Annotated in this window: 9 protein-coding genes; 3 read left to right on the plus strand and 6 right to left on the minus strand. The window is 58.4% G+C overall.

Annotation, left to right across the window (positions count from 1 at the left end; genetic code table 11):
• Positions 1 to 398 precede the first annotated feature (398 nt).
• Positions 399 to 1,373: a cupin domain-containing protein gene (locus tag PQR27_RS34810; protein ID WP_408528070.1), complete on the plus strand. Its 975-nt coding sequence runs from the start codon at positions 399 to 401 to the stop codon at positions 1,371 to 1,373.
• Between the two features lie 104 nt (positions 1,374 to 1,477).
• Here PQR27_RS34810 and PQR27_RS34815 read toward each other — a convergent pair whose 3' ends face one another.
• Positions 1,478 to 2,371: a LysR family transcriptional regulator gene (locus tag PQR27_RS34815; RefSeq protein ID WP_408528071.1), complete on the minus strand. Its 894-nt coding sequence runs from the start codon at positions 2,369 to 2,371 to the stop codon at positions 1,478 to 1,480.
• 100 nt (positions 2,372 to 2,471) lie between these two features.
• Between PQR27_RS34815 and PQR27_RS34820 the strand changes: the two genes are divergently transcribed.
• Complete coding sequence (locus PQR27_RS34820; protein WP_408528400.1) at positions 2,472 to 3,068, plus strand: HD domain-containing protein; 597 nt, start codon at positions 2,472 to 2,474, stop codon at positions 3,066 to 3,068.
• 478 nt (positions 3,069 to 3,546) lie between these two features.
• Positions 3,547 to 4,302 carry a response regulator gene (locus PQR27_RS34825; RefSeq protein ID WP_408528072.1) on the plus strand — a complete coding sequence of 252 codons (756 nt, stop codon included), beginning with the start codon at positions 3,547 to 3,549 and terminating at the stop codon, positions 4,300 to 4,302.
• Here the strand turns inward: PQR27_RS34825 and PQR27_RS34830 are convergent.
• The 5 genes from PQR27_RS34830 to PQR27_RS34850 form a co-directional block, all read right to left on the minus strand.
• Positions 4,244 to 6,109 (minus strand): hybrid sensor histidine kinase/response regulator, encoded by a 1,866-nt coding sequence (locus PQR27_RS34830; protein ID WP_408528073.1) that lies wholly within the window; start codon positions 6,107 to 6,109, stop codon positions 4,244 to 4,246. The genes PQR27_RS34825 and PQR27_RS34830 overlap by 59 nt on opposite strands.
• Positions 6,110 to 6,154: 45 nt before the next feature.
• On the minus strand, positions 6,155 to 7,966 hold the full coding sequence (locus tag PQR27_RS34835; RefSeq protein WP_408528074.1) for a hybrid sensor histidine kinase/response regulator: 1,812 nt from the start codon (positions 7,964 to 7,966) through the stop codon (positions 6,155 to 6,157).
• 415 nt (positions 7,967 to 8,381) lie between these two features.
• On the minus strand, positions 8,382 to 9,233 hold the full coding sequence (locus PQR27_RS34840; RefSeq protein WP_408528075.1) for a carbohydrate ABC transporter permease: 852 nt from the start codon (positions 9,231 to 9,233) through the stop codon (positions 8,382 to 8,384).
• Positions 9,230 to 10,120, minus strand: a complete 891-nt coding sequence (locus tag PQR27_RS34845; RefSeq protein ID WP_408528076.1) for a carbohydrate ABC transporter permease — start codon at positions 10,118 to 10,120, stop codon at positions 9,230 to 9,232. Before PQR27_RS34845 ends, PQR27_RS34840 begins: the two co-directional genes overlap by 4 nt.
• Positions 10,121 to 10,280: 160 nt before the next feature.
• A complete protein-coding gene (locus tag PQR27_RS34850; RefSeq protein ID WP_408528077.1) occupies positions 10,281 to 11,513 on the minus strand; it encodes an ABC transporter substrate-binding protein in 1,233 nt (410 codons plus the stop codon).
• Positions 11,514 to 11,676: the final 163 nt, after the last annotated feature.

Below are 11,676 nucleotides of genomic sequence, written 5' to 3' on the forward strand. Positions count from 1 at the left end.
CGCCGCACTTGACGATATGAATATCATAGTTATATTCTTCGCTCACCGTGCGGGATGCGTGAGACGTCACAAATCGTCCTACAAGAACAGTCCGGCGCCGACCGCGCGATGCGAACATGTCCGCACTCATTTTTTGACTGGAATACTGAAATGCACAATCCTGTATATGACGCGCAGCGCAACTGGCTGTTACTGGTCGATCCGTACAACGAACGATCGATGGTTGCGCGAAAAAGCGCTGACTAAGGATCGCTCCGAGGCAGCTGGCCTCGCGTCGGACAGGTTCGGGAAAGTGCAGAAGGCGATCGCGGCGCTGCGGAACAGTCTTATCAAGTCAGTCCAAAACGGCGAACGAGCGCTTAAAGATCGTATTGCCGCTATCAACAGGAATGCCCGATATGCAATACCAGACTGACTGGCTCACCCGTTTCATGGAACTCGTGACCGTCACCGGGAAAGTGGATGCCCGTTGCGCGTTGGGGGCGCCGTGGGTAAAGAAGTTCACCCGGGCCGAAGCTCAGGAAATACCGTACCACATCATATTGACCGGCAGGGCCTTACTCGAGAATTCGGATGATGGAGCAACTTATGAATTACGGGCGGGCGACATCGCTTTACTGCCGCATGGTTCGGCGCACGTGTTGCACGACGGCAGCGGCGCGGCACCGGTGCCGGCCAGGGAACGCCCTTCGGGCAGCATCCTTATTAGCGAAAATGGCGGCGCTGGCGAAGCGCTGGATATGTTGTGCGGCCGATTTGTCGTCGCGCCGCCCCACGACCGGTTAATCCGGAGCTATCTACCGTCGGAACTCGTGGTTCGCACCGAAGACATCGGCATCGCTGCACAGAGCTTGCCGCAGACTGAACGTCTGAGCCGGCTCGTTGCGCTGATGCGGGCCGAAACGATGGACAACGAAGTAGGCAGCGGCGCAATCCTGAACGCGCTTTCGTCTGCGTTGTTCGCGTTGACGCTGCGGGCGGCCGGTGAGGCCGGTCAGGCACGTACCGGGGTGCTGGCGCTCGCCGCCCACCCGAGGCTCGCGCCTGCGGCCGCTGCAATGTTCAACGACCCCGCCCGAGCCTGGACGCTTCCGGAACTGGCCGAAATATGCAGCATGTCGCGCGCCACGTTCATGCGGCATTTCCAGGCCAGTCTCGGCCGCTCCGCGATGGATCTGCTGACCGATATCCGAATGAGCGCTGCCGCGAACGCGCTGCGAAATTCCACATCGTCCACCGAGGCGGTTGCCGATCTGGTCGGATATCAGTCGGTGTCTGCGTTCCGGCGCGTGTTTGCTGAGCGGATGGGGATGACACCGGGAGATTGGCGACAGCGCGCGCTCAAGGGCGCTGTCCCGCATTTATCTGACTGACTTCATTTGATTCTGCTGTGCAGTTGCGGCCTTGGAACGGCAACGCGGATCTGACTTCATTGTTCGACTTTGTTCCGCCCGCTTTCTGGGCAGAAGTTATAGGCTTACAACTCCCGGGCTGCGCTGCGCAAAATCTCCTGAGCGCGTTGCGCGATCGGGGATAGGTAGCCGGCCCTTCGTATCAGTCCGACCTGTCGCAGCAGACCGTCGAGCTGGATCGGGCGCACAGCAATGTCAAGCGGTAGGGAGTCAGGGTCGAAGCTGCGCGTGTTGATCAAGCTGACCAGTTGTGTAGTGGATACGATAAGAATCAACGCGGCCAAACTATTGGCCTCGGCTACGATGCGCATACGCGGGTAGCCGTGTCTTGCAAAGGCTTGCTCGATTTGCACGCGGGCAAATTCCTGCTGACCGGACGCAGCCCATGCGCAGTTCACCAGATCCGCGAGCGTGACCGATTCCCGCTCAGCCAGAGGGTGCGCAGTGCTAACCATCAAGCTGTAGTGATCGTCATACAGTACCTCCTTGGCCATGGATGCGTCCAATGTGTCGGGCAAGGGGCATACAGCCAGTTCCACTTCACGCTTGTCGATGGCGTCCAATAGCGTGTCGCTAAACGCTGTCGTTACATTAACGCGTGCGGCGGGCCGCTCCGCCAGCAGCGTTGGGAACAGCGAGCGCAGCGCGAATCTCGTGGTGGCCGGTGTCGCACCGATGCGCAGCAGGCCTGCGTGCCCTCCACCAATGTCGCGTGCTTCCTGCACCGCGCTATCGAGCTGCATGGACACGCCCAATACCCGTGTATGGAATATCTTGCCCGCCTCGGTCAATACCGAGCCGCGTGCGGTGCGCTCAACCAACCCTACCCCTACCTTTCGCTCCAGGCGCTGTATGGCCTTGGTCACGGCCGGCTGAGAAATCCCCAGCTGTTCGGCGGCGCGTGCCAGCGTACCTGTACCCGCGATGGTCAGGAAGTATGCAAGGTCGTCATCAATCATGCTATTCCTGGGAGTTATGGATTTCGACTTTCCAGTTATTGGATTTTATATCGCGCTCGCTCAAATAATGAAGCTCCAATCACAGAGAAGGAGTAGTTCCATGGAACACAATGAACAGTGCGCCGCGTTCCGCCATATGTGCGAAGGTACAGAGCAGGATTGGACGATCATCGGCAATGAGGTTGGACCGTTCGCCAAAGGGTTGCCTGGCCGCCTGCTGGACCACCTGCGCTTGCTGAATGGCGACTTCGGCGGCTTACCTGTCGATCGTCTGACGCATAGCCTGCAGACTGCTACGCTGGCGCATCGCGACGGCCAGGACGAGGAATACGTGGTCTGCGCGCTGCTGCACGACATTGGCGATACGCTGGGAAGTTACAACCACGCTGACGTTGCAGCCGTGCTGCTGGAGCCATTCGTCAGCGCGGAAAATCACTGGATGATCAAGCACCACGGGATCTTCCAGGGGTATTACTTCTTCCACCACATGGGCATGGACCGCAATCTGCGCGATAAATACCGCGATGTGCCGGAGTTGTTCAAACGTACCGCCCATTTCTGCGAGAAATATGACGCAGCGGCCTTCGATCCGGATGCGGAAACGCTGCCGCTAGAGTTCTTCGAACCGATAGTGTGGCGAGTGTTTGCCGAGCCAAAGCGAACCCTGTACGAGGTCGCATTCGAAAAAATCGGCTGAATGTCTCCATCCCGGACGACCATCCGCGGAAACGTTCGCCCCGCCGTCAGTGAAACGGGCGCACCTCGACCGATGCCCGACAGGCGACGGCGGCCTTGCGGCCCCACGCCCCAGCGCCTCGTCCAGGTTAGCGGCTTCCAGCACCCCCTGTCGTGCGCAAACTCATTTCCATTTTTCTGGCCCCGTTAGCGTTTGTGATGGGCGTCGTGACTACGTCGGGTGCTTTCGCTGCAAACGGCGATTTCCGCTGGTCATTACGCGCCCCTTTCACGCAGCCAACGAAAGACCCGGTGGTCATTTCGGTACGCTTGATTCGTCTAATGATGGGCGAAAACCGCCACTTTCGACGCAACGCCATATAGCTCAGCTGCCACTGTGTACTATCTGATCTGAACACATCTGACGATTGCTACACATGTAGCCATCGTCAGATGTGTCATTGCAACTCGACTCGAAAGCGGTCCTGGGAGACGATGGAATGCGCGTACTGATCGTCGATGACCACGAGCTGTTCAGAGCCGGATTGGCGTTTCTACTGAAAGAGCTCTTTCCGAACATCGAGTTGCTGCACGCGAGTACGTTGTCGCAGGGGTTGAATCATGCACTTTGCGAACTCCTGAACATCGTTTTTCTCGATCTCGACCTGCCCGATGGCCACGGTTGCGACGCCCTTGCCGAATTGAGGGAGTCGCGACCGTCGTTACCGGTGATCGTGATATCGGCCGATGAGAGCGTGGAAACCATCAGTCGATGCATCCAGCTTCGCGCCATGGGATACGTGCCCAAATCGTCGCCGCCTGAAGCGCTTCATGCAGCGATAAGCGCGGTGCTTGCTGGCGGCGTGTTCCTGCCCGCCTCCAGCATCGCGAGGCTCAGGCATGACATGGGGACGGGCGAGGCTGAGGCTCTGGCAAATGGGCCAGGGGATGCACAGTCGCGCGTTAATTCGGACATGAGCAACGCATCCGAGCTGGGACTCACGCCGAGAGAGTTCGAAACATTGGCTTGGCTGGTGCGCGGACTTCCGTCCAAGTCCATTGCCCTGAGAATGGGGCTAGAGGACACTACGGTACGGAAATACGTCAGTCATCTGCTCGCGCATTTCAATCTGCGGCGCCGTACGGAACTCATCGTCATGCTGGCGGATAGAGGGATCAAACTCGGCGTCCCGCCCGTCACGGATCCCGCACATGATCGAAGCCTGTTGGCGGATGGGCGACAACGAACCGACTGACCTCAGCGAGCGTACTTTCCGGCGCGGATGACTTGCGCAACAGCACGAACGGTTCGGGGAAATCGCGAAGTTCGCGGGGAGACACCAGTTCGCCCGTGATGAACGCGACGGGAAGCGTGCCCGCCCAGGCGAAATGCTGCCTGACCCTGGCGGCGACCTCGATGCCGGTTGGCCCGTCGCGCAGGCGAATATCAGTGACGATGACATTCGGCACGCGACCGTCGTCGGCCAGTATTGCTTCAATACCCGCCATCGACCCGGCACTATCCACCAGTGCGCCGGCACTCAAGAACAAGCGCCGCAAGCCCTCGAGGACGGTCGGTTCGTCGTCGCACAGCAGGACATATCGACCCTCAAGCATGGACGCGCATGCACCACTCTTTCGATCGTTTATCTCGATGACGGGCGCCATTTGCGATATCGGAGCGTAAAGAGAAAAACGCGACCCGCGCCCGTCAACCGACCAGAAACTCATGGTGTGCTTCGGCAGAATTCCGACAATCCGATGGACGATGGACAGTCCGAGTCCCAGGCCTTTCGACCGATCGCGACCGGGGTTGTCAATCTGATAGTACTCGGCGAATATCGCATCGCGATGCTCGGGCGGGATACCGACGCCGGTGTCCCATACATCGATGCGAAGCCGTTCCCCAATCAGCACCCAGCCGACTACTACGCCTCCCGCGGCGGTGTTCTTGATCGCGTTCGATACCAGATTGGACAATGTCCGCTTGAACAGGGAGCGGTCACTTTCAACGGGCGGTGGGCTGCGCCGACGCACGCTGAGTCTGAATTCGATGCCGCGCGATCTCGCCGGTTCAAGGTATTGCTCGAAGATCTCCGCCAGCACGGCCTGCGTATCGACTGGCACCAGGTGCGGGACGTATGAGCCTAGTTCGCTATAGTCCTGAATATCCTTGAACATATCGAGGATGTCGCGCGCTGTTTCCTCGATGACGTCGAGATCGTGACTTGCGGCGTGTTCACCTCCGAGTTTTATCTGCGCGCTACGGATAAAGAGGTTGATCGCCGCGAGAGGCTGCTGGATGTCGTGATAGGCCGATGAAAAGAAGCGCTCCTTCTCTCTGACAAGTTCTCTCATGCGCTCATTTTGTTGCTTGATCACGCGGGAAGCAGCTTCCACGCGTGCCTTGGCTGCGCGCAACGTCCGCCGGAACATGAATTCGCGCCGGGCAGCGAGTTCAAACTGAATGCAGACGACAATGCCAGCGAGATACATGATAGACACCGTATTCCCACGGGAAACCCAGGAAACCCCGTGAAGTCCCGGCGTGGAAACGTTGCCCCGTAGCCAGAGGTAGATGGTAAGACGGAAGATTACTACGCATAGTCCGACCAACCACGTTGCCGTGATTGCACGGAGTCGGAACGATGTGAAAATCAGGAAAATGATAAGAAAAAACTCGGGGAAAATTTCCTCGAAGACCCGGCTCGCCGGGTAAACATTTATCAACACTAATTGGGCGAACCAGCAACTCAGTATTGCTACACAAAGTAATCTGACGGCCCAGCGTTCGTCAAAGGTGCGTGGTCCCCTCATCAGCCATAACGGCAGGGCCATACCCACGGCACCTGCGAGTCGCACATAGCCAACGTGGAAGAGGATGCTGGGATCAAGGGTGTTCAGCAGCCACCAGTCACGGACAACAAACACGACCCATACAAGTATGAGGCTGGCGATCGCCAGCCTGCGTTGGCCCGCGTAGCGACGCGCATAGTCGATACGGAACGCACGCTCCATCGCCGCGGACCTGAACTTGCGTACTACGAAGCCTGACGATTTCATAAGGCTGCTTAGGGACATGCTCTTATCTAAGGGCGGTGCCGCCAGTCACGAATTCCGCACATGATCGAAGCCTGTTAGCGGATGGGCGGCGACGAGCCGACTGACTTCAGCTAGCGTGCTTTCTGGCGTGGAAGACTTCCGTAACAGCACGAACGGCTCGGCAAAATTGCGAAGTGCGTGAGGAGACACCAGTTCGCCCGTGATGAACGCGACGGGAAGCAGGCCGGCCCAGGCGAAATGCTGCCTGATCCTGTCGGCGACCTCGATGCCGGTTGGTCCGTCGCGTAGGCGAATATCGGTGACAATGATGTCGGGTACGCGGACGTCATCGGCGAAAATCGCTTCGAATCCCTTCATTGACCCGGCAGTATCCACCAGTGCGCCAGCACTGAGGAACAACCGGCGCAGGCCTTCGAGAACGGTCGGTTCGTCGTCGCACAGCATGACGTATTTGCCTTTAAGGATAGACGTGCGCGCGCCGTCCTTTCGATCGTCCGTCGCGTTGACGGGCGCCATTTGCGATATCGGAGCGTAAAGAGAAAAACGCGACCCACGCCCTTCAACCGACCAGAAACTCATGTTGTGCTTCGGCAGAATTCCGACAATCCGATGGACGATAGACAGTCCGAGTCCCAAGCCTTTCGACCGGTCGCGACCGGGGTTGCCAATCTGATAGTACTCGGCGAATATCGCATCCCGATGCTCGGGCGGGATACCGACGCCGGTGTCCCATACATCGATGCGAAGCCGTTCCCCAATCCGCACCCAGCCGACTACTACGCCTCCCACGGCGGTGTTCTTGATCGCATTCGATACCAGATTGGACAATGTCCGCTTGAACAGGGCGCGGTCACTTTCAACGGGCGGTGGATGGCGCCGACGCACGCTGATCCTGAATTCGATGCCGCGCGATCTCGCCGGTTCGAGGTATTGCTCGAAGACTTCGGCCAGCACGGCCTGCGTATCGACTGGCACCAGGTGCGGGACGTATGAGCCTAATTCGCTATAGTCCTGGATATCCTTGAACATATCGAGGATGTCGCGCGCCGTTTCCTCGATGACGTCGAGATCGTGACTTGCGGCATATTCGCCTTCGAGTTTTATCCGCGCGCTACGGATAAAGAGGTTGATCGCGGCGAGGGGCTGCTGGATGTCGTGGTAGGCCGATGAAAAGAAGCGCTCCTTCTCCCTGACAACTTCTCTCATGCGCTCATTTTGTTGATTGACCACGCGGGAAGCAGCTTCAACGCGTGCCTTGGCTGCGCGCAATGTTCGCCGGAACATGAATTCGCGCCGGGCAGTGCGTTCAAACTGAATGCAGACGGCGAGTCCGGCGAGATACATCATAGACACCATGGCTCCACGGGTGACCCAGTGAGTCCACGCCATGGAAGTGCCCAGAACGTATTGCAGCAACGCTATGAGATGGTAGGTTACGACGCACAGGCCAACTAACCAGGCTGCCGTGATTGCGCGAAGTCGGAACAGCGTGAATATCAGGAAAAGGACAACAAAAAAGCCGGGGAAAATCTCCGATCCGATCCGGGCCGGCGGGTAAACGTTCACTAGCCCCAATAGGGCGAACCAGCAACTCAGCGTCACTATACAAAGTAATCTGACGGCCCAGCGCTCGTCAAAGGCGCGTGGTCCCCACATCAACCATAACGGCAGGGCCATACCCACGGCACCTGCAAGTCGCACATAGCCGACGTGGAAGAGGATGCTGGGATCAAGCGTGTTCAGCAGCAACCAGTCACGGACAGTAACCGCGACCCATATCACGATGAGGCTGGCAACAGCCAGCCTGCGTTGGCCCGCGTAGCGACGCGCATGGTCCACACGGAACGCATGCTCCATGGCCGCCGACCTGAAATTGCCTACTACGAAGCCTGACGATCTCATAAGGCCGCTTGATCAGGTAAGCTGCCGAGGGCGGATAGCGCGCGACATCGAGAGGCTTCATCGGCACGCCACGGCCCGATTAAAACAGAATAGCAGGTCGCCATTCCTGCCATCAGGTACAAATGTATCAGCAACGTGGTGGGTACGGACCGGCTTCGTTAAATGTATCGGACGGTCGGCAGTCGACCGATCAGATCAGATCACCGACGCGTCGGCGCCAGGATTGATCAGGAGAGAGTTCGAAACGCGCGCGTGGCTGGTGCGCGGACTGCCCTCAAAGTCCATCGCCTCGCCACGGGCGTATTCCTGATTGCGTTCGATACGCGTTGGACAGTGCCCGCTTGAACAGGGGGCGATCCGCCCCGACGGACTACTTCACTGCTCCCAACGCCAACCCCTTCACCAGATACCGCTGCAACCACGCAAATACAATCGAAACCGGCAAGGTCGCACAGAGGGTAGCGGCCATCACCAGATGCCACTCAACAACATACTTCCCAGCCACCATATCGGTCACCTGCACAGTTAGCGTCTTATTCTCCGGCGACCGAATCAACGTATAAACAACGGCAAACTCATTCCACGCATTAATAAACGTGAAGATCGCCGTCACAACAATCGCAGGCACGGCAAGCGGCAAAAACACCTTAAAAACCGCCCTGGTTCTCCCACACCCCTCCAGCCACGCCGACTCCTCCAGATCCCTCGGCACCGTCTGAAAGTAAGAAGACAGCATCCACACCGCAAACGCGATATTGAACGCCGCATAAGAAACGATCACCCCAATCTTCGAGTCAACCAGATTCCCGTCCCCATAAGGAATCATCGCGGCGAGCCGGAACAGACCCACCACCAGCAGGATCGGCGACAGCATCTGCGTCACCAGCAAAAACTGCGAATACAAGCCCTTCCCACGAAATGGAAACCTCGCCAACGCATAAGCCGCCGGCAAGCTGACCGCCAAAGCCAGCGCAGTCGACAAAAAGCTAACCACGCAGCTATTCCTGAGCGCCACGCCAAAATTAGCCGCAACCCACATATCCGAAAAATTGCTCCATTGCCAATGCACTGGCAACCACCTCGCCGGATAAACAAAGATCTCAGTAGCTGGCTTCAAAGCAGTAAACAGCATCACAGCGAACGGAAACAGCACGGCCACTATGAGAGGCGAAAGTGCCAACCAGCACCACAACGAGCGCTTCATCTTGACGCTAAGACTCATGACGTCTCTCCTTCTTTCGCGGGCTGCAGGCGCAGATAGGCGATTGAGAAAACGAACAGCATGACTAGCATGATGAGCGACACCGCCGCCGCCTGGCCAGGACGTCCCAGCCGGAAACCGAGCTCGTAGAGATACGTCACCAGGATATGCGTCCCGTTGTCCGGGCCGCCTTGCGTCATCACCCAGATAATCGGAAACGAATTGAACACGTAGATCACGTTCAACAGAATCGTCATGTTAATGAAAGGCCGCAAAAGCGGCATTGTCAGCTTGCGAAACTGCTGCCAGGCGCTTGCGCCATCCATACGCGCCGCTTCATAAATATCGCCCGGCACGGAAGACAAACCGCCCAGCAGAATCGTCACCGTAAAGGGAATCGACACCAGAATGCCGACCGCGATCTCCACGGGGAATGCAAGCTCCGGCGTCGCGAGCCAATGAATCGGACCGCTGATCAACCCGAGCCGCTGCAACGTAACATTGACCATGCCGTAGTCATCGTTGAAGGCCCAGCGCCACACCACGGCGGTCATCGTCAGCGAGACGGACCATGGCAGCATCACAATCGTGCGCGCCACGCCGCGGCCATAGAAGTCCTGATTCAGCACCAGCGCAACCGGCACCGAAATCAGCACAGTGCCGCCCACCACGCACACGGTCCAGACAATCGTCCGTTTGGCGGCGGCGAGAAAGGCGGGGTCGCTGAAGATCGTCGCGAAGTTCTGCAGACCAGTGAAATCGCGGATCGCGCCGAAGCGCGAGACCTCGTGCAGCGATTGCCACACGATGTTGAAAATCGGATAGCTGATGATAAAAAGCGCCAACACCAGGCTCGGCGCAATCAGCAACCAGGGCGCTTGCAGGCGCGAAGAGGTGGAACGGCTCATGCGTGCTCGATCGTAAGACGCGCCTTCATGCAGGAACGGGCGCGACGGGATGGGCCGGATAGTGCGGATGGTGCAGTACAACCGGAACGCGCGCCGCCTTCAAAACGGCGGCACGCGTTCCGTGTTCAGCAAATCACTACGAGACCGCGAGACTGCGCGATCACTTACCGAGCGACTTGTTCGCTTGCGTAGCCGCTGCGTTCAGCGCATCGGCCGGCTTCGCCTTGCCCAGGTAGATCGATTGCATTGCATCGGTCACGGCCTTCGCGGTGTCTTCCCAGCCGGTCACGGTCGGAGCGAAGTGGGCTGTCGGCAGCAACGCGACAAACGCCTTCGTGTCCGGATCGTTGAACGCCGGATCGGTTGCCTCAGCCTTGGTGGTCGGCAGGAAACCTTCCGTGGTCGTGAACTCGACACGCGGTTCCTTCGTGAACAGATAGTCGAGGAACTTCCATGCCGACTTCTTCACCTTCGAGTTCTTGAACATCACGATCGAGTCCGTCACGGCATACGTGGCGTGCGTCGTGCCCATCGGGATCGGATCGATGCCGTACTTCAGGTTCGGCGCTTCCTTCTTGATCTGCTTGGCGAGGAACGGCGCGGAGATCATCATCGCGACGCGGCCCTGCTTGAACAGGTTCTGCACGTCTTCACGGCTGTAGCCGGTCACGCCCGGTTGCGTCAGACCCTGGTCGATCATCGTCTTGTACAGCGTGGCCGCCTTGATGCCGGCCGGCGAATTGAACGCCGCCTTGCCGTCCTTGCCGACCACATCGCCGCCATTGGTCCACAGGGCGTAGTAATAGTAGACGTCGGTTTCGATTTCCTTGCCTTGCAGACCGAAGCCGGCAATGCCCTGTGCCTTCAGTTTCTTCGACGCCTCGATCACGTCATTCCACGTTTTCGGGCCGTCCGGATAGCCGACCTTCGCCAGCAGGTCCTTGTTGTAGTACAGCCCGCGTGCGGAAGCGGCGATCGGCAGGCCGTACACCTTGCCGTTGATTTCACCCGGAGCCAGGAACGGACCGATGAAGCGGCTCTTGAAGCTCGCGTCCATGTAGCCGTCGAGCGGCTCGGCCACATCGTCTTTCACGAAGTCGAGCAGCCAGCGCGTGCCGACGATCGCGAGGTCGGCGTTGGCGCCGCCGGAAATGTCCGTTTGCAGCTTTTGTTGCAGCGTGTCCCAGTTCACGTCTTCGATCTTGATCGTCGTGCCGGGATTGGCCTTCTCGAAGTTACGCGCCATTTTTTCGAAGTACGGCGCGGTCGCATCGCTGTAATGCGCGACGGTCACGCGGACCGTGTCGGCGTGGGCCGCGACGGCGATACCTGCAAACGCGAGCGCCACGGCAACTTTGCCTAGCGCGAGGGAAGCACGGGCATGCAACGACATTTCTCTCTCCTGTGTCGAACGGAGTTAGCGTTTTAGCGCTTACCCCGGTCCCATCCAACGAAGGTGGGGGGTGGTCTGCTGCCGTCGCCGGCCGCTTGGGTTGAATTGTTTGAAAAAATCCTACAGGACGCAAAATAGCTTGTCACGTAGGGTCTGCCATATT

Origin of the sequence: Paraburkholderia fungorum (assembly GCF_046027215.1) — a bacterium.
Taxonomy (GTDB): domain Bacteria; phylum Pseudomonadota; class Gammaproteobacteria; order Burkholderiales; family Burkholderiaceae; genus Paraburkholderia; species Paraburkholderia fungorum_D.

Excerpts from the sequence above, each read along its gene's own strand:
- PQR27_RS34815 (WP_408528071.1), bottom strand. The coding sequence starts at position 2,371 with ATGATTGATGACGACCTTGCATACTTCCTGACCATCGCGGGTACAGGT.
- PQR27_RS34850 (WP_408528077.1), bottom strand. The coding sequence starts at position 11,513 with ATGTCGTTGCATGCCCGTGCTTCCCTCGCGCTAGGCAAAGTTGCCGTG.
- PQR27_RS34840 (WP_408528075.1), bottom strand. The coding sequence starts at position 9,233 with ATGAGTCTTAGCGTCAAGATGAAGCGCTCGTTGTGGTGCTGGTTGGCA.
- PQR27_RS34820 (WP_408528400.1), top strand. The coding sequence starts at position 2,472 with ATGGAACACAATGAACAGTGCGCCGCGTTCCGCCATATGTGCGAAGGT.
- PQR27_RS34830 (WP_408528073.1), bottom strand. The coding sequence starts at position 6,109 with ATGAAATCGTCAGGCTTCGTAGTACGCAAGTTCAGGTCCGCGGCGATG.
- PQR27_RS34810 (WP_408528070.1), top strand. The coding sequence starts at position 399 with ATGCAATACCAGACTGACTGGCTCACCCGTTTCATGGAACTCGTGACC.
- PQR27_RS34825 (WP_408528072.1), top strand. The coding sequence starts at position 3,547 with ATGCGCGTACTGATCGTCGATGACCACGAGCTGTTCAGAGCCGGATTG.
- PQR27_RS34835 (WP_408528074.1), bottom strand. The coding sequence starts at position 7,966 with ATGGAGCATGCGTTCCGTGTGGACCATGCGCGTCGCTACGCGGGCCAA.
- PQR27_RS34845 (WP_408528076.1), bottom strand. The coding sequence starts at position 10,120 with ATGAGCCGTTCCACCTCTTCGCGCCTGCAAGCGCCCTGGTTGCTGATT.